The sequence below is a fragment of the Enterobacter sp. EC_64 genome (assembly GCF_019584165.1).
Lineage (GTDB): Bacteria > Pseudomonadota > Gammaproteobacteria > Enterobacterales > Enterobacteriaceae > Enterobacter > Enterobacter roggenkampii.
In genome coordinates, this window is sequence record NZ_VDAS01000007.1 from 103103 (window position 1) to 120679 (window position 17577).

Below are 17577 nucleotides of genomic sequence, written 5' to 3' on the forward strand. Positions count from 1 at the left end.
ATTATAAGAACCTGCTCAGAAATGATAGGACCTATAAACGGGATGGATAGGAAACCGAAGGGCCGGGAAGGCGCGCGATAGCTTTCCCGGCCCGTAGACATTATTTTTTCAGCGGTGCGTTCCAGCTGTCCGGCGTGGCTTTGGACCATGAGCCATAAGCGGCATTAGGCAGCACAATCCAGTCGTTGCCGAAGTGGTCCGCGCTGGTCTCAACCAGTTCACGCTGCTGTTCGCTCGGCTTTTTGTTTTTAAACTGCACGGCGAAATCCGGCAGGCTGTCGCCGAACAGCATCACGATCTGCTGCTTTTTGAGGATGCTCTGACGGCGCTCTTCCTTGCTGACCGTATCCAGCAGCACGCTTTCGTCAGATACCTGCGGCAGGCCGAGAGCGTTTAACGTCTTCAGCGTGTCGGCTTTGTTTTCCTGCATACGATCCGAGACATAGTAGATGCGGACCTTGCTTTGATTCACGTGGTCAAGAAACGCTTTCGCCCCCGGAATTAAGCCGGGTTTTCCCTGTTTCTCCCAGTCGCTCCAGGTGTCCCATTTCGTATAGTCGTGACACTGCTCCATGTCGCGCACCAGCAGAGGGGTGTTATCCAGTACCGTTTCATCCAGGTCCATTACCACGGCGTAATTTTCGGGCGTTTTCAGATCCTTTAACTTTTCGTTGAAACGCTCGGTGGCAAACCGATAGGTTTGCAGCTGAAGGGCCATAATCTCTGCCGATTTCTGCTGATAGCGCAGCGCCATTTCGTACGCTTTCGGTTCACACAGGTCGTGCTCCGCGGCCGTCGCCGCTGCCGCTGCACTCAAAACCGGTAATGCCAGCAGTAATGCCTTAGCCATTGAATTCACACTTCTTTCCTCAACACCGTGGTTAAAATCCCGAAAGCGTAATGAAATTCAGTGACAGAAATATGACCGTGATGTGGCAATGTGTTTCCGCTAGACCAGCATGTAATACCAGAACAGAGCGACCTCGTCTTTTTCCGGTAGGGCATTGTAGAGATAACGATCGTATCCGCCTAGGGTAAATCCGTAGTGACGGTAAAACAGGCAGGCAGAGACGTTCACATTTTGTGTTTCAAGCCGTAATCCCGGCGCGTTTACGCTGCGGGCCCACACGTGCGCGGCGGCCATTAATTTATGCGCAGCGCCGGTTCTGCGTTTGGAGCGCTCAACGGCAATATAATCCACTGAAATAAATTTGTTCCAGCCGACTGACGCGGTAATAAATCCGGCTATTTCACCGTCGTCCGTTTCCGCGACAAGAAATATGGCGTCCGGATTAACGCAGTGATTTTCAAGCGTTTGAATGTCGAGTTCGTAGGTTTTTATCCACGGCTCTGCCACGGCTTCAATATGCAAATCACAGTGGATAAACGGCTCCCGGGCAATGTGGCTAATGGTGAAAGAAAAGTCACAGCATTCAAGGCGTGCGAAGTCGGTATTGAGTCCTTTTCGAATCTGCATAGTGTTCCCGTTAGTGAGTTATTTCATAAAGAATAGACGAAGCGGTTAAATCCGCTGAGCTCACGCACTTTTAATCCTGAACTAAGCTTGTACTTCGTTCCGCGTAAAATGTGGGTCATTCGAGGACAATGAATGGAATTCAGGACATTTCAAAAGCAGTGGGGTGCTGAGTTTATTTCCGATGACGTTGTACGTTTTCGCGTCTGGGCAGAAGGACAGAAAGAACTTACGCTACGTCTTGCCGCCACCGACGTGCCGATGACGGCAACCGGCGACGGCTGGTTTCAGGCGGACGTCCCCGGCGTCAGGCACGGTGCAGAATATCAGTTTGTTCTTCAGGACGGCACGGCGGTGCCCGATCCCGCCTCGCGGGCGCAAAAGGGTGACGTTAACGGCCCCTCCGTAGCGATCGATCCCCGACATTACCAGCCGGTCAACCGCGACTGGGCAGGGCGGCCGTGGGAAGAGACGATCATTTACGAACTGCACATCGGCACGTTTACCCCGGAGGGCACCTTCCGGGCGGCGATCGACAAGCTGCCGTATCTGGCGGAGCTGGGGATTACCCAGCTTGAAGTCATGCCCGTCTCCCAGTTTGGCGGTTCCCGCGGCTGGGGGTACGACGGGGTGCTGCTGTATGCCCCGCACTCTGCGTACGGCACGCCGGAGGATTTCCACGCGTTTATCGACGCCGCGCACGGGCTGGGGCTTTCCGTGGTGCTGGATATCGTGCTCAACCACTTCGGCCCGGAGGGGAACTATCTCCCTCTGCTGTCGCCCGCGTTTTTTGATGCGCAGCGGATGACGCCCTGGGGCAACGGCATCGCCTACGAGCGCGAGCCGGTGAGGCAGTACATCACCGACGCGCCGCTCTACTGGCTGACGGAATACCGTCTGGACGGCTTGCGCTTTGATGCCATCGACCAGATTAAAGACGGCTCGGACACGCACATTCTCGAGGAGATTGCCGCAAAAATTCGCGAGGCGATCCCCCACCGGCACGTTCACCTGACCACGGAAGACAGCCGCAACGTGATTTTTCTGCATCCGCGCGATGAACAGGGCCACACGCCGCTGTTTACCGGCGAATGGAACGATGATTTTCACAACGCTGCCCACGTGTTTGCCACCGGTGAGACGCACGCCTACTACCAGGACTTTGCCTTTGAGCCGGAGAAAAAGTTCGCCCGGGCGCTGGCGGAAGGCTTTGTCTACCAGGGCGAGATTTCGCTGCAAACCGGCGAATCCCGCGGCGTGGAGTGCCGCACGCAGCCGCCGCAGTTCTTCGTCGATTTCATCCAAAACCACGATCAGACCGGCAATCGCGCCCAGGGCGAACGGCTTATCTCCCTGGCGGGTGCCGACAAGACGCGGGTGCTGCTTGCCGCGCTGCTGCTTTCCCCCCATATCCCGCTGCTGTTTATGGGCGAGGAGTTTGGTGAAACGCATCCGTTCCTGTTCTTCACCGATTTTCACGGCGAACTGGCAAAGGCGGTGCGGGAAGGGCGCGCGAAAGAGTTTAGCGGCCATGCCGGGCACGATGAAACCGTCCCGGACCCGAACGACGTGAACACGTTTATCCGCTCAAAGCTCGACTGGAACAAAATCGCCACCGACGAGGGCAAAACGTGGCTGCGCTATACGCGCCATCTGTTGACGCTGCGCCATCGCTATATCGTTCCGCTTCTGCATCCGGGCGGCGCCGTTGAGGGCCATGTGCTCAAGACCGCGCCCGGCATGGTGGCGGTGAGCTGGCGCTTCCCGTCAGGCACGCTTTCTCTGGCGCTGAATATTGGAACGAAGCCCGTCGACCTGCCCGCGCTCGCGGGGGAGACGCGCTTCGCCTGGCCGGAGCTCAACGACGTTTTACCCCCGAACGGTATTGTCGTTCGCTTTGCTGATGGAGAAGCATCGTTATGATCCCTTCCGCCACGTACCGTATTCAGTTCCGTAACGGCATGACCTTCGACCGCGTTGTGGCGCTGGTGCCGTATATGAAGGACCTCGGCATCAGCCACCTTTACGCGTCGCCCGTGTTCACTGCCACGACGGGGTCTACCCACGGCTATGACGTGACTAACCCGAATGAAATCGACCCCGCGATTGGCGGACGAGAAGGCTTTGACCGCATGGCCGCGGCGCTTAAGCAGGCCGGCATGGGGCTGATTCTGGATATCGTCCCTAACCATATGTCCACCTCGCTGGAAAACCTCTGGTGGCGGGACGTGATTGAATATGGCCAGCAAAGCCGCTATTTCCGCTATTTTGATATCGACGGGTCGAGGCCGCTGACGCTGCCGTTTCTTGGCGATACCTTTGAGGCAGAGCTGGAGAAGGGTGCCATCACCTTGAAACGTGACCCTGTCACGAAAAAGGCCGCCCTGGTCTACTATGACGCCGAGTATCCGCTCAACCCGGGTACGTACAGCGAGGAGAAAAGCATTGCAGAACTGCACGAGGCGCAAAGCTGGCGGCTGATGTCCTGGCGGGAGGCGCCGAAGCAGCTCTCGTGGCGGCGCTTCTTTGAGATCACCGGGCTGGTCGGCGTCCGGGTTGAAGATGATGCGGTCTTCGACGATACGCACCGGCTGATCCTTGAGCTGGTCCACGCGGGCGTGGTGGACGGCCTGCGCATTGACCATGTCGACGGTCTGGCGGATCCGCTGGGCTATCTGCAGCGCCTGCGGCAGGCCGCCGGGCCCGACTGCTACATCACGGTCGAAAAGATTCTCGCCAAAGGGGAACAGCTCCCCGCTGACTGGCCGGTATCCGGCACCACCGGCTACGAGTTTATCGCCTCGCTGGCGGAGGTGCTGGTCGACGACGATAACCTCTCGCGCCTGGAGACAATCCACGACGAGACGCTGGGCGTGACGGTCGATCGCCACGCCGAGCTGCGCGATGCCAAAGGCCTGATGACCGATCGCAATTTTGAGGGTGAATTCACCACGCTGCTAAACCTTGCTGAGGATCTGGCCCGCCGCAATGAGGTTGCGCTGCCGCGCGAGGATATCCGCCACGCGCTGCGCGAGCTGCTTATTGCGTTTCCGGTCTACCGCACCTACGGCACTCGCGAGGGGTTAACCCCGCCGGACGTGGCGCTGCTCAACCGCGTGGTTGCCTGCGTGGAGACGTCGGAAGCGGCGCTCAGCCTGATCGTGCGCATTCTTACCGGCGACCTGCCGGAAGATTGCCGCGAGAGCGCCTCGCTGTTCAGAACCCGCTTCCAGCAGCTCACCGGGCCGCTGATGGCGAAGTCCGTTGAAGACACGCTGTTCTTTCGCCACAACCTTGAGCTTGCGCTCAATGAAGTGGGGGCCGACCCGACGCCGCGCGCGTTTTCCTTATCCCGCTTCCACCAGGAGATGCGCATTCGTCTGGCCCGTCAGCCCGACGCGCTGCTGGGTACCTCCACGCACGATACCAAGCGCGGGGAAGATGCCCGGGCGCGCCTTTACACCCTCACGGAAGCCCCGGAACGCTGGGGCGAGAACCTTACCCGCTGGCGGCAGATGAACCAGACCCAGGTACGTTTTCTCAATGACGGTACCGCGCCGAACGCCGCCGATACGTGGATGATCTACCAGGCGCTGGCGGGCGTCTGGCCCGCCACGCTGTCACCGGACGACGCTGAAGGGCTTAAAGCACTCGAAACGCGGTTCCTCGGCTTCCTCGAAAAAGCGCTGCGCGAGGCGAAACAGCGCACCGACTGGATCGACAGCAACGAGAGCTATGAGAGCGTGGTGTTGAGCTACGCGCGGCACCTGCTTTCGCCGAACAACACCCCGTTCCTGCACGATTTCAGCGAGGCGATGCAGCCCTTTATTCGCGCCGGGCTGATGAACAGCCTCAGCCAGACGGCGATCAAGCTGACGGCGCCCGGCGTGCCGGATATCTATCAGGGCAGCGAGGCGCTTAACTTCAGCCTTGTCGACCCGGATAACCGACGCGAGCCGGACTTTCCGGCCCTGGTGCAACACCTCAGCGCGGCGGATGCCGGGGTGTTTGACAACCCGGCCTGCTGGCGGGACGGACGGGTCAAACAGTTTGTTACCGCCACGCTGCTGCGGCTTCGACCGCACTACGACGCGCTTTTCCGCTACGGCGGCTGGCTGCCGCTTAAGGTCACCGGCGAGCGGGAGGAGAACCTGATTGTTTATGCGCGCGTTAAGGACGAGGAGGCGCTGATTGTCGCCGTGCCGCGTCTGGTTTTTGGCGTCACGGATAATCATCAGCTGTGGGTCAATACCACGGTGGCGATACCCGACGAACTGGCAGGGAAGCGCTATCGGGATCTGTTCAGCGGTGAGAGCCGCATTCTGCAAAAGACGCTGGATTTAACGTCAGAAAAGGGATGTGTACTGGTTCTGCTTACCTGCGAATAATCGTGGAGAACGAAAATGGCAAAGGATACAACGTTTGAAATTCGGGCCGGTCATGGCCAGCAGTTGGGGGCGAATTATGACGGGAAGGGCGTTAACTTCGCGCTGTTCTCCGCGCACGCTGAACGAGTGGAGCTCTGTCTGTTTGACCCGTCCGGGAAAACGGAAATCGCCCGGCTGGAGCTGCCGGAGTATACCCATGAGATCTGGCACGGCTATGTGCCTGACCTGAAGCCGGGCGCGCTGTACGGCTATCGCGTCTACGGCCCCTACGACCCGGAAAATGGTCATCGCTTTAACCCGCATAAGCTGCTCATCGACCCGTACGCTCGCGAACTGGTGGGTGACATCGACTGGAACGACGCCCATTTCGGCTATGAGCTGGGGCATGACGAGCTGGATTTGAGCTTTGATACCCGCGACAGCGCGCCGTTTACGCCGAAAGGCAGGGTCATCGACCCGAACGCCTTTGACTGGCAGGACAACAACCGGCCAAACGTCCCCTGGCCGCATACCGTTGTCTATGAGAGCCACGTGAAAGGCTTTACCCAGATGAACCCGGCCATTCCGCCCGAGCTGCGCGGGACGTTTGAGGGGATGGGGCACAAAGCCTCGGTCGACTATATCAAAAGCCTGGGCATTACCTCGGTGGAGCTGCTGCCGGTTCACTGGTTCCCGGACGACCAGCACCTGCTCGACCGCGGCCTGAAGAACTTCTGGGGCTATAACACGCTTGGCTTTTTTGCTCCGGCGTCGCGCTACTACGGCCCGGCGGGGATCCAGGGCTTTCGCGATATGGTGCGCGCCTATCATGACGCGGGCATCGAGGTCATTCTGGACGTGGTGTACAACCACACGGCGGAAGGGAACGAGCTTGGCCCGACGCTCTCGTTTAAGGGGATTGATAACTACAGCTATTACCGCACGCTGCCCGACCAGCACCGGTACTACATCAACGACACCGGGACGGGAAACACGGTCAACACCTCGCACCCGCGCGTGTTGCAGATGGTGATGGATTCCCTGCGCTACTGGGCGGAATCAATGCACATAGACGGTTTTCGTTTCGACCTTGGGACGATCCTGGGCCGCGAGCCCGAAGGATTTGATCCGCGCGGCGGTTTCTTCGACGCCATGACCCAGGATCCGGTCTTATCCCGACTGAAGCTGATTGGTGAACCCTGGGATATTGGCCCCGGCGGCTATCAGGTGGGCGGATTCCCGCCGGGCTGGGGGGAGTGGAACGACAAATACCGCGACACCGTTCGCGAGTACTGGAAGGGGGACAACGTCTCCACGGACTTTGCCGCGCGGCTTCTCGGCTCCGGCGATCTGTACGATCTGCGTGGGCGTCGCCCGTGGGCCAGCGTCAACTTTATCACCGCCCACGACGGCTTTACGCTGAATGACCTGGTGTCGTACAACGAGAAGCACAACGCCGACAACGGCGAGGACAATAACGACGGGCATAACGATAACCGCTCGTACAACTACGGCGAGGAAGGGCCAACCGAGAACCCGGACATCATCGCTACCCGGGAGCGGCAAAAGCGTAATTTCCTGACCACGCTGCTGTTTTCCCACGGCACGCCGATGCTGCTGGCGGGGGACGAGTTTGGCCGCACGCAGAAGGGGAACAACAACGGCTACTGCCAGGACAGTGAGATCTCGTGGATCGACTGGAAGGGGCTCTCCGAAAATGACGCCGCGCTGCGCGAGTTTACCCGTCGTCTCATTGCCCTTCGCGCGCAACAGCCGCTGCTGCGCCGTGAAAGCTGGCGCGACGGGCTGGAGATCCGCTGGTTCAATGCCGGGGGCGGTCCGCAGCAGGCCGAGCAGTGGGATGAAGGCTCAACGCTCGGGGTCTCCATCAGCAGGCCGGATCTTCAGCAGGAGGACGGCATCTGGCACGACGTGCTGATGCTGTTCAATCCGTTTGAAGGCACCGTGCCGTTCCAGATCCCGCAGTTTGGCGAAGGGGGATGGGTGCTGGAGCTGTCTACGGCGGATGACGCCGCCACCGGAACAGCGATCACCGAAACCGTTGAGTACGCGCTGGCCGGACGGAGCATTACGCTGTTCCGCCGTCCTTAGTTACAGTGACGCCGCCGCCCGTGCGGCGGTGTCATACAGGGAGGCGATCGTGCGTAACAGCTGCGCGGTCTCGCCAATCGACTTCCCGGCAATGCCGCTCTCCGCGTGGATCGCAATCAGACACGCCTCCCGCACGTCCCGGTATTTCATGCACAGCGCTTTCCCTTCCTCGGTGGTAGAGAAAAAGAGCTCTTTGCCCGCTTTCTCGCTCGTCACGTAGCCTGCTTTGACCAGCTTTTTCAGCGCATAGGTCACCACGTGGGTGTCTTCCACGTTGAGGACGAAGCAGATATCGGCCAGCTTTTTCTTGCGGTCGCGGTGGTTCACGTGATGCAGCAGCGAAACGTCAAAGGCGCCCATATCGGGCTCGCCGGCAGCCGTCATGCAGCGCACCATCCATTTGTTAAACGCGTTGCCGGTCATGATCAGCGCATATTCCAGCTCTGATAACTCCGCGCAGCGCTCGGATACCAGATGGCGGGAAGAGACGATCCGGCCCTCGTTGATATCGTCGCGATCGGGTGAAGCACTCTTTTCTGAAGTCATAACGTTCCTTAGCCAGAAATGTAAACTCATCGATAAAATAAGAACATTTTATTGATAATTTGTTTACATGTTTTTGAGGTTCAGATATAGCTTTTTAGCGCAGGTTTTGCGAAGCCTGCCAACAAAACACAACATCGCTCGCCGCAAATTAAAAAAATAGCCGTCGGCGCGCAACGCTCACTTTCGATAGGGTAAACGTTATGGACGGTACTACGCTGCTGCCGCTGATCGGGATACCGATCGTGGTTATTGGTTTTGCACTGCGCTTCAACCCGCTGCTGGTGGTCGTGGTGGCGGGGCTGGCGACGGGTCTGCTGGTCGGCATGGATTTCGGGATGCTGCTGGAGACCTTTGGCGAGAAGTTCGTCAATAGCCGATCGCTGGCCACCTTCATCCTGATCCTGCCCGTGATTGGTCTGCTGGAATATTACGGGCTTAAGGAGCGCGCCCAGGCCTGGGTGGCGAAGATCGCCAGCGCCACTTCGGCGCGTATTCTGATGCTTTACTTTGTTGCGCGGGAAGGCACCGCCGCGCTGGGACTGATGTCGCTGGGCGGCCATGCCCAGACGGTGCGCCCGCTGCTGGCACCGATGGCCGAAGGGGCGGCGCTGAACGAATATGGCGAGCTGCCGCAGCACATTCGCGACAAAATCAAAGCCCACGCCGCCGCGTGCGACAACATCGCGGTCTTCTTTGGGGAAGATATCTTTATTGCCTTCGGGGCGGTACTGCTGATCGACGCGTTCCTGAAAGAGAACGGTATTCCGGGCATTGAACCGCTGCATATCGGCCTGTGGGCTATTCCGACCGCCATTGCGGCATTGATTATTCATATGACGCGCCTGCTGCGCCTCGATGCGAGCATCCGTCGCGACGTGATGGCCTGGCGGGCAGAGCAGGGTACGCAGGAGGCCGCGCAATGATGACGCTTATCACCATTAACCGCGTGTACTACCTGATTGGCTTTGTCGTAATGCTGCTGGTTGTCATGACCCTGCGCGATCGCGCCAACCCGAAGCGCTTTACCACCGCGCTGTTCTGGTTCTTGTTTGGCGGGATCTTCCTGTTTGGCGATCTGATGGTGCAGGAACTCGGCAAATCGCTGGCGTACCGGATTATCGGCGGCGGCGTTATCGTTATCGCGCTGCTGGCGGGGTTTGGCCTCGTCGGGAAAGGGCACTATAAAATGTCCACCGAGGAGGAGCGCGTCGCGTCGTCAAATCGGCTTAAAAACTGGCTGTTTCTGCCGGCGCTGATGATCCCGGTGGTGACGGTGCTGGGCACGTTATTCCTGAAGGGCGTTTCGGTCGGCGGCGTGTTTCTGCTCGATCAGAAACAGCTCACCCTGGCGGCGCTGTGCGTGGCCTGCGTCGCGGCGATCCTCACCGGCTGGTGGCTGACCAAAGGCACGCCGCTCCATGCCGTTCGTCAGTCCCGCCGTCTTGTCGATACCATCGGCTGGGCGGTGATCCTGCCGCAGATGCTGGCCATGCTTGGCGGCGTGTTCGTGGTGGCCAACACGGGTGACTCGGTGCAGAAGGTGGTGAGCCTGTTTGTGAACCCGGATAACCGCTTCATGCTGGTGGTGATTTATTGCGTGGGCATGGCGCTGTTTACCATGATTATGGGTAACGCCTTTGCGGCCTTCCCGGTGCTGAGTGCGGGGATCGCCTTGCCGTTTCTGATCAACGTGCATCACGGCAACCCGGCGCCGCTGCTGGCGATTGGCATGTACGCAGGCTACTGCGGCACGCTGATGACGCCGATGGCCGCGAACTTCAATATCGTTCCCGCCGCGCTGCTGGAGCTGAAAGACAAATATCAGGTGATCAAGATCCAGATCCCGACCGCGTTAACCCTGCTGGTGGTGAACGTGTTCTTAATGTATTTCCTCGTGTTTCGCTAAGGAGCTGTCATGGAATTAACGCAACATCAGGCCGACGCGTTTGCCCGCATGCCTTTGACTTATTTGCGCCAGGAATACCCGAACCACATTATGCACCTGCTGAATGATGATGGTGACGTTCTGCCGCCGCGCGAGCTGCATCCCATTTTCTACGGCTGTTTTGACTGGCATTCGGCGGTGCACGGTTACTGGCTGCTGCTGCGCTGCGTGCGCCTCTATCCAGAATTACCGTGCCGGGACGCGATCGTCGCGCTTTTTGACGAGCACCTGACCGAAGAGAACGTGGCGAAGGAGCTGGCCTATTTTACCGCGCCGTTCCGCGCCTCGTTTGAGCGACCGTATGGCTACGGCTGGCTGCTGGCGCTGGCCCAGGAGCTGAAACAGTCGTCGCTGCCGCAGGCCGCGGGCTGGTATCAGATGCTGGAGCCGTTAACTCAGGACATTCGCAACCGGCTGGTGGATTACCTCGGCAAGCTCACCTATCCGATCCGCGTCGGGACGCACTACAACACCGCGTTTGCCCTCGCGCTGGCGCTCGATTACGGTCGCGCAGTGGGAGACAAGGCGCTTGAACAGGCGATTGTGGCAGCGGCGGAGCGGTTTTATCTCGCCGACACGCGCTATCCGGCTCATTATGAGCCCGGCGGAGACGAGTATATTTCCGGCGCGCTGACGGAGGCGCTGCTGATGAGCAAAGTGTCTGAAGACTTCCCGGCCTGGTTTGACGCGTTTCTGCCGGAGGTGGGCGCCGTTACGACACTCATGAACCCGGCGGAAGTGAGCGATCGTACCGACCCGAAAATTGCCCATCTCGACGGGTTAAACCTCAGCCGCGCGTGGTGTATGAAGCACATAGCGAAAGCGCTTCCTGCCAGCCACCCGGCGCAACCGGCATTGCGCGAGGCGGTAACGAAACATCTGGCCGCCAGCGTCGGGCATGTGGTTGGCAGCCACTACAGCGGCGGGCACTGGCTGGCGAGCTTTGCGCTGCTGGCGTTGGAGTAAACAAACGCGCCGTCTTTCTTGCCGGGTGGCGCTGCGCTTACCCGGCCTACATTGTGCAACGCTTGCCTGGAGGCCTCGCAGGGCGCAGCCTGCTCAGGCTAAATACCACCGAACCCGTCGAGGCGATGACGGCTAACCACAGTGCAACCTGGATAGCATGTTGATGGTCCCATCCTGCCGCCGCTCCCAGCAGAACGCCCACCACGGCGGCGCCGAGACACTGGCCGAATGTTCTGACGATCGACAACACGCCGGAGGCATAGCTGGCATGTTCCCGCGCCACGTTAGCGAGCATTTCCCGATTATTGGGACTCTGGAAGCAGCCAAATCCCATCCCGCATACCAGACTGCGCAGACAGATATTCCAGGCGGAAGGATTGTCCGGCAACGTGGCCAGCAGGACCAGCCCGCCGACAAAAACCATCAGCCCGAGGGTCGAGATGAGCGGCGCGGAGATCGTATCCGCCCAGCGACCCGCGTGCGGCGCGATCAGCACGATGCCAATCGGCCATGGGGTGAACAGCAGCGCGGACGCTACAGGGCTGTAGCCGTATACGCTCTGAAACAGGAACGGCAGCGCGACAAACGTGATCCCCTGGCTGACAAACGAGGCCAGCGAGGTCAGCGCGGCGAGGGTGAAGCGCCCGTTTCTGAACATCACCGGCGGCAGTAACGGATGTTGCGCGCGCCGGATACGCCAGGTAAAGGCGAAGGCGCTGACCAGCGCGAGAACGCTCCAGCAGACGGCCTGCAGACTAATGTGTTGCGCCACGTGCTGAAGGCTGTCCGCCAGCATGATCGCGGAACCTAACAGGACGGCGGAGAGCACGGCGCCCGGCGCATCAAAGGGCGGTCTGTCAGCAACCGATTCCCGCGGCAAGGCTCGCCACGCCAGCAGCAGGGCGATGCTGCCCGGAATGAGGTTAATGGCGAACAGCCATTGCCAGCTCAGGGCGTCCAGTATTGTTCCACCGAGTACCGGGGCGATCGCCGTGCTGGAGGCGATAAGCAGGGCGTGCAGCCCCAGAATACGGCCCAGCAGTCGGCCCGGAAAAACGGACCGCAGGATCGCCGGAGCAATACTCAGGGTCGCCGCCCCGCCGATGCCCTGCAGAATTCGCATCCCGGTTAATATTTCCGGCGTTGTTGCCAGCGCGCAGCCGAGCGAGGTGAGCGTAAAGGTGGCAAGCCCGCTCAGAAAGACCGGGCGATAGCCCACGCGGGCCGCCAGCGCGGCGAAAATAGCCAGCGTCATCGCCGCTGACAGCAGATAACCGTTAGCGAACCAGACCGCAACGTTCGCGGGGACCTGCATCGCTCTAGCCATGGAGGGGAGCGCGATGTTGATCATGGTGCCGTCAAAGACGCCCATCAGCGTGGTGGTCATGACGGCGGCCAGGACCCGGGCGCGTTCATGCCCGGGTAAACCTTCATCGCCGGGCTGGTTGGTAAATAGCGTCATTGTCGTTACTCCGGATAAGAATAGTGATGACGAAACTATAATCATGCGCTATACAGGGCGGAAGACGCAGCATTTGCACTTAATCGTTGCATATAACGCCTTATCTGAGGAGCCATCGTGTCCGATCCTGACTTTAACCTTCTGGTTGCGCTCGACGTTTTGCTGGCCGAAGCCAGCGTGGCGGGCGCGGCGCGACGTTTAAACCTGAGCACCTCCGCCATGAGCCGCACCCTGAGCCGGCTGCGGGAGGTGACCGGCGATCCTATTCTGGTGCGGGCCGGGCGTCATATGGTGCTGACGCCCTGGGCCGAAGCCACCCGGGATCGCGCCAGAAGCGCCGTGCACGAGGCGAGGGCGGTGCTGCAGCCCTCCACCGACACGCTGAAGGTGGAAAGCCTTGAACGGCTGTTCACTATTCGGGCCAACGACGGTTTTGTGGTGGCGTTTGGACCTATGCTCATAGCCGCGGTGGCGAGGGTTGCGCCCGGGGTCTGCATCCGCTTCGCTCCCAAACCTGAAAAAACGTCGCGCTATTTACGGGAGGGGCTTGTCGACCTGGAGATTGGCGTGCAGAGCAACATGGGGCCTGAAATACGGCTGCAAAGGCTCTTTCAGGATCGGTTTGTTGGCGCGGTGCGCAAGGGACATCCGCTCTCTTCACAGCCTGAGGTCAGCCTTGACGATTATGTTGGCTGGGGCCATGTGGTGGCGTCGCCTGATGGGGCGTTACACGGGTCTGTGGACGACGCGCTGGCGGAGCGGGGGATGAAACGAAAGATCGCCAGCGTGGTGCCTGGATTCCCGACGGCGTTATCCGTAGCGCTGGCCTCCGACCTGATTGCTATGGTACCGGCGTTGTACCTGCTCAATCAGGCGATGACCGAGCGCGTGCACGTCTTTGAACTGCCCTTTAAGACCCGCACTATTACGGTATCCCAGATGTGGCATCCGCGCATGGAACGGGATCCGGCGCATCGCTGGCTCAGGGAAAAGGTCCTTGAAGTGTGCCGCGCGGTTTGCTGACGCTCAGAGCACTTTCCCCGGCACCGTGAGGATGAAGCGCGTCGACACCGCATCCGATTCCACGCGGACTTTTCCGTGGTGCGCGGTGACGATGGACTTCACGATGGCAAGCCCAATCCCGCTGCCTTCGCCCTTACGCTGCCTGGACGGGTCGACGCGATAAAAACGGTCAAACAGCTTTGGCAGATGCGCCTGCGGGATCGGCGTGCCGGGGTTTTCTGTTACCAGCTCAACGTCGTTATCCCGTTTTCTGATGGAGACCGTTACCGTTTTCCCTTCCGGCGTATAGCGCAGGGCGTTGGAGAGCAGATTATTGATTGCTCTTCTGAACATCTGCGGATCGCCTTCTATCAGGCAGGGCATCCCGTTAAATTTCAGCGAGACGTGGCGTTCTTCCGCCCAGGCTTCGAAGAAATCGAAGACTTTCATCACCTCGGCGCTTAAATCAAACATCACCCGATCCGGGATGAGCTGATTATTATCCGCCTGCGCCAGGAACAGCATGTCGCTGACCATGCGGGTCATCCGGTTGTACTCTTCGAGGCTGGAGTAGAGGACATCTTCCAGCTCTTTCTGGGAGCGGTTCTGACTTAACGCGATTTCCGTTTGCGTCACCAGGTTGGTGATGGGCGTCCTGATTTCATGCGCGATGTCGGCGGAAAAATTCGCCTGTCGGGTAAAGACATCTTCAATTTTCCCAATCATATGGTTGAAGGAGATCACCAGCTGTTCCAGCTCAACGGGCACGCGGGACGGCTCCAGTCGCGCATCCAGATTTTCGGAGGTGATATTTTTAATGGCGGTGCTGACGTTACGCAGGGGCAAGTGTCCCTGACGCACCGCGATACGAATCACCAGCACAATCAGCAGGCTGATTGCCGCGGCAATGGCAAAAAGATTCTTCTTCAGCGCCTCAAGGTAGTGGAGATGAAAATTAATCGAGAGCCCGATCAGCATGACGTAGTCCTGGGTTTTTCCCTGCAGCGTTGTCCTGCCTGAAGAGGCGATAATCCGGTACGTTTCCATTTTCATGTCGGACCCGGCATGCATAGGGTTGACCGGGTCTTCTACCGTCCAGAGAAACACATCCTGTGCCTGAAGGTGTTCGCTAAAGTTCGCTGTGTTCATCGCCGGGCGCAATGCCGCGCCTTGCGCCGAGCTGAACAGGGTATTGCCCTGCGGATCCAGAAGCAGGACGGCCACGTTGCGGTAGCTGGCGACCGACTCTTTGAGCTTGCTGATTTTCTTTTGGTCGGGATCGGCCGGAGACTGGAGGATGCGGTGCATTGCGCTGCTAATCTGCTGTAAGTCGCTGATATCCTGCTCGGCAAAGTGCTTCTCAACGGAATGCAGCATAAACCAGGTAAAGGCGAAGAAGGCCAGTATGGTGGAGAGGCTGATAAAAAAGGTCAGCCGCAGCGCAAGCGAGAACGGGCGTCGGAGGGGCTTAACGGGCATCCGGTACCTCCAGCATATAACCCACGCCGCGCACCGTCTGGATCAGCTTGGGTTCAAAATCGTTATCGATCTTTGCGCGCAGGCGCTTTACCGCCACATCTATTGCGTTCGTGTCGCTGTCAAAGTTCATGTCCCATACCTGGGAGGCAATCAGGGAGCGGGGCAGCACCTCGCCCTGATGACGCATGAAAAACTCCAGCAGGCTGAACTCCTTGCTGGTTAACAGGATGCGATTGCCCGCCCGGCTGACCTTCCTCGATACAAGGTCAACCGTCAGGTCAGCCGCCTGAAGCTGGCTTTCCGCGATCACCGTATTTCCGCGTCTTAGCAGCGTCCTGACCCGGGCGAGCAGCTCCGCAAAGGCGAAAGGTTTAATCAGGTAATCATCCGCGCCCAGCTCAAGCCCTTTAACCCGGTGCTCTATCGTCCCGAGGGCCGTGAGTAACAGGATGGGCATTCCTTTGCCGGCAGAGCGAAGCATGCGGACAATATCCCAGCCGTTCACGTCGGGCAGCATGATATCCAGAATCAGCAGGTCATATTCCGCGGTCATGGCGAGGTGGTACCCGGTCAGGCCATTATCCGCGTGGTCCACGACAAACCCCGCTTCCGTCAGCCCTTTGCTGAGGTATTCCCCGGTTTTCATTTCGTCTTCAACGATCAGTATTTTCATCTTGCTCCCCAGACTGGCTGCTGATGACATTCTAGTGAGCCCGCGATCGTTAACAATGACTTACGCCATAAATGACAACATTGTCATTATCCTGTCACCGGTCAAACAGGATGCGTTCAGTAGAGTAGCCCTAAAAATCCTCTGGACTTGATTTGAACCGCTATGTTCCTGTTAAAACGACTCAGCATCAGTACGGTATTTATCCTGGCAGGCTGCGTCTCGCTGGCGCCTGACTACCCGCGCCCGGCATCACCGGTACCCCGGCAGTTTTCGCTCTCGCGCAACGGCCTGACGCCCGCGGCGGCCGGGTATCAGGACACCGGCTGGCGCAACTTCTTCGTCGACCCTCAGATAGCTGGATTGATTACAGAAGCCCTGAAAAACAACCGCGATATCAAAATGGCCGCCCTGAAGATTGAAGAGGCCCGGGCGCAGTTCAACGTGACGGAGGCGGATCGTTATCCGCAGTTGAATGGATCCGCGGGTATCACGTACAGCGGTGGGCTAAAAAGTGACAAACCGACCTCACGGCAGTACGACGCCGGTCTTGCGCTTAGCTACGAACTCGACTTTTTCGGCAAGCTGAAGAACCTGAGCGAGGCCGACCGACAAAACTATTTCGCCAGCGAAGAGGCCCGTCGCGCGGTGCATATTCTGCTTGTCTCTAACGTGTCGCAGAGCTATTTCAACCAGCAGCTGGCGTATAAACAGCTGCGCATCGCGCGGGAAACGCTGAAAAATTACCGGCAGTCTTATGCGTTCGTTGAGCACCAGCTGGCGACGGGGAGCACCAACGTGCTGGCGCTGGAACAGGCCCGGGGACAGATCGAAAGCACGCAGGCAGAGATTGCCAAACGAGAGGGGGAGCTGGCGCAGGCCAACAATGCTCTGCAGTTGCTCCTCGGCACCTATCGCGGATTGCCGGGCGACAGCGGAATGAACGCCCGCGATATTGCGCCGGTAAAACTCCCGCCCCATCTTTCTTCAGCGATACTGCTGCAGCGCCCGGATATTATGGAGGCGGAGCATCAGCTTAAAGCGGCCGATGCGAATATCGGCGCCGCGCGTGCCGCCTTTTTCCCGTCAATTTCCCTGACCAGCGGGCTTTCAACAGGCAGTACGGAATTATCCAGCCTGTTTACCGCGGGCAGCGGGATGTGGAATTTCATTCCTAAAATTGAACTTCCGATTTTTAATGCGGGCAGGAATAAGGCCAACCTGAAGCTGGCTGAAATTCGTCAGCAGCAGTCGGTTGTGAATTACGAACAAAAAATACAGGCTGCCTTCAGGCAGGTTGCCGACGCGCTCGCGCTGCGGGACAGCCTCAACCAGCAGCTTGCTGCGCAAGAACGGTATCTTGATTCGCTAAATATTACCCTGCAGCGGGCCAGAGGATTATATACCAGCGGTGCGGTGAGCTATATCGAAGTATTAGACGCGGAACGGTCGCTGTTTTCCACGCAGCAAAATATTCTCGACCTTATTTATGCCCGGCAGGTTAATGAAATTAACCTCTTCACCGCGCTGGGCGGCGGTTGGGCCGAATAACCT

Annotated in this window: 14 protein-coding genes; 8 read left to right on the forward strand and 6 right to left on the reverse strand. The window is 58.8% G+C overall.

The genetic code is table 11. The features are described 5' to 3' along the window. Positions 1 to 100: 100 nt before the first annotated feature. Positions 101 to 850, reverse strand: coding sequence for a 5'-nucleotidase, lipoprotein e(P4) family (locus FHC52_RS07615; protein WP_259279900.1), 750 nt, complete (start codon positions 848 to 850; stop codon positions 101 to 103). Between the two features lie 99 nt (positions 851 to 949). Then, entirely contained in the window at positions 950 to 1477 is a 528-nt protein-coding gene (locus FHC52_RS07620) for a GNAT family N-acetyltransferase (RefSeq protein WP_021240150.1), read from the reverse strand. Between the two features lie 132 nt (positions 1478 to 1609). On the opposite strand from FHC52_RS07620, the gene treZ reads away from it, so the two are divergent. Genes treZ through glgX form a run of 3 tightly spaced genes read left to right on the forward strand, consistent with a single transcriptional unit; the run spans position 1610 to position 7953 of the window. Next, positions 1610 to 3397 carry a malto-oligosyltrehalose trehalohydrolase gene (gene treZ, locus FHC52_RS07625; RefSeq protein ID WP_126287911.1) on the forward strand — a complete coding sequence of 596 codons (1788 nt, stop codon included), beginning with the start codon at positions 1610 to 1612 and terminating at the stop codon, positions 3395 to 3397. Beyond that, positions 3394 to 5862: a malto-oligosyltrehalose synthase gene (gene treY, locus FHC52_RS07630; protein WP_128299270.1), complete on the forward strand. Its 2469-nt coding sequence runs from the start codon at positions 3394 to 3396 to the stop codon at positions 5860 to 5862. Before treZ ends, treY begins: the two co-directional genes overlap by 4 nt. Before the next feature lie 15 nt (positions 5863 to 5877). Further along, positions 5878 to 7953: a glycogen debranching protein GlgX gene (gene glgX / locus FHC52_RS07635; protein ID WP_126287915.1), complete on the forward strand. Its 2076-nt coding sequence runs from the start codon at positions 5878 to 5880 to the stop codon at positions 7951 to 7953. On the opposite strand, the gene FHC52_RS07640 is transcribed toward glgX, so the two are convergent. Next, a complete protein-coding gene (locus FHC52_RS07640) occupies positions 7954 to 8499 on the reverse strand; it encodes a winged helix DNA-binding protein (RefSeq protein ID WP_039025330.1) in 546 nt (181 codons plus the stop codon). A gap of 200 nt (positions 8500 to 8699) precedes the next feature. On the opposite strand from FHC52_RS07640, the gene FHC52_RS07645 reads away from it, so the two are divergent. The 3 genes from FHC52_RS07645 to FHC52_RS07655 are packed head-to-tail and all read left to right on the forward strand — an operon-like array spanning position 8700 to position 11410. After that, positions 8700 to 9422, forward strand: coding sequence for a DUF969 domain-containing protein (locus FHC52_RS07645; RefSeq protein ID WP_021240145.1), 723 nt, complete (start codon positions 8700 to 8702; stop codon positions 9420 to 9422). Beyond that, entirely contained in the window at positions 9419 to 10405 is a 987-nt protein-coding gene (locus FHC52_RS07650; RefSeq protein ID WP_021240144.1) for a DUF979 domain-containing protein, read from the forward strand. Before FHC52_RS07645 ends, FHC52_RS07650 begins: the two co-directional genes overlap by 4 nt. A gap of 9 nt (positions 10406 to 10414) precedes the next feature. Beyond that, entirely contained in the window at positions 10415 to 11410 is a 996-nt protein-coding gene (locus FHC52_RS07655) for a DUF2891 domain-containing protein (RefSeq protein WP_126287917.1), read from the forward strand. A 46-nt stretch (positions 11411 to 11456) separates the two neighbouring features. On the opposite strand, the gene FHC52_RS07660 is transcribed toward FHC52_RS07655, so the two are convergent. Beyond that, a complete protein-coding gene (locus FHC52_RS07660; RefSeq protein ID WP_126287919.1) occupies positions 11457 to 12872 on the reverse strand; it encodes an MFS transporter in 1416 nt (471 codons plus the stop codon). Between the two features lie 117 nt (positions 12873 to 12989). Here FHC52_RS07660 and FHC52_RS07665 point away from each other — a divergent pair, with 117 nt between their 5' ends. Then, positions 12990 to 13895, forward strand: a complete 906-nt coding sequence (locus tag FHC52_RS07665) for a LysR family transcriptional regulator (RefSeq protein WP_126287921.1) — start codon at positions 12990 to 12992, stop codon at positions 13893 to 13895. Between the two features lie 3 nt (positions 13896 to 13898). Here FHC52_RS07665 and FHC52_RS07670 read toward each other — a convergent pair whose 3' ends face one another. Then, the gene (locus tag FHC52_RS07670) at positions 13899 to 15353 is read right to left on the reverse strand and encodes a Cu(+)/Ag(+) sensor histidine kinase (RefSeq protein ID WP_126287923.1); all 1455 of its coding nucleotides are present in this window, start codon (positions 15351 to 15353) and stop codon (positions 13899 to 13901) included. Further along, positions 15343 to 16026: a copper/silver response regulator transcription factor gene (locus FHC52_RS07675; RefSeq protein ID WP_008503517.1), complete on the reverse strand. Its 684-nt coding sequence runs from the start codon at positions 16024 to 16026 to the stop codon at positions 15343 to 15345. Before FHC52_RS07675 ends, FHC52_RS07670 begins: the two co-directional genes overlap by 11 nt. Positions 16027 to 16188: 162 nt before the next feature. On the opposite strand from FHC52_RS07675, the gene FHC52_RS07680 reads away from it, so the two are divergent. Continuing rightward, the gene (locus FHC52_RS07680; RefSeq protein ID WP_126287925.1) at positions 16189 to 17574 is read left to right on the forward strand and encodes an efflux transporter outer membrane subunit; all 1386 of its coding nucleotides are present in this window, start codon (positions 16189 to 16191) and stop codon (positions 17572 to 17574) included. The last annotated feature ends 3 nt before the right edge of the window (positions 17575 to 17577 follow it).

What these genes read in the sequence shown, in the direction of transcription:
- FHC52_RS07615 (WP_259279900.1), bottom strand. Translation starts at nt 850, where the DNA reads ATGGCTAAGGCATTACTGCTGGCATTACCGGTTTTGAGTGCAGCGGCA.
- FHC52_RS07620 (WP_021240150.1), bottom strand. Translation starts at nt 1,477, where the DNA reads ATGCAGATTCGAAAAGGACTCAATACCGACTTCGCACGCCTTGAATGC.
- treZ (WP_126287911.1), top strand. Translation starts at nt 1,610, where the DNA reads ATGGAATTCAGGACATTTCAAAAGCAGTGGGGTGCTGAGTTTATTTCC.
- treY (WP_128299270.1), top strand. Translation starts at nt 3,394, where the DNA reads ATGATCCCTTCCGCCACGTACCGTATTCAGTTCCGTAACGGCATGACC.
- glgX (WP_126287915.1), top strand. Translation starts at nt 5,878, where the DNA reads ATGGCAAAGGATACAACGTTTGAAATTCGGGCCGGTCATGGCCAGCAG.
- FHC52_RS07640 (WP_039025330.1), bottom strand. Translation starts at nt 8,499, where the DNA reads ATGACTTCAGAAAAGAGTGCTTCACCCGATCGCGACGATATCAACGAG.
- FHC52_RS07645 (WP_021240145.1), top strand. Translation starts at nt 8,700, where the DNA reads ATGGACGGTACTACGCTGCTGCCGCTGATCGGGATACCGATCGTGGTT.
- FHC52_RS07650 (WP_021240144.1), top strand. Translation starts at nt 9,419, where the DNA reads ATGATGACGCTTATCACCATTAACCGCGTGTACTACCTGATTGGCTTT.
- FHC52_RS07655 (WP_126287917.1), top strand. Translation starts at nt 10,415, where the DNA reads ATGGAATTAACGCAACATCAGGCCGACGCGTTTGCCCGCATGCCTTTG.
- FHC52_RS07660 (WP_126287919.1), bottom strand. Translation starts at nt 12,872, where the DNA reads ATGACGCTATTTACCAACCAGCCCGGCGATGAAGGTTTACCCGGGCAT.
- FHC52_RS07670 (WP_126287923.1), bottom strand. Translation starts at nt 15,353, where the DNA reads ATGCCCGTTAAGCCCCTCCGACGCCCGTTCTCGCTTGCGCTGCGGCTG.
- FHC52_RS07675 (WP_008503517.1), bottom strand. Translation starts at nt 16,026, where the DNA reads ATGAAAATACTGATCGTTGAAGACGAAATGAAAACCGGGGAATACCTC.
- FHC52_RS07680 (WP_126287925.1), top strand. Translation starts at nt 16,189, where the DNA reads ATGTTCCTGTTAAAACGACTCAGCATCAGTACGGTATTTATCCTGGCA.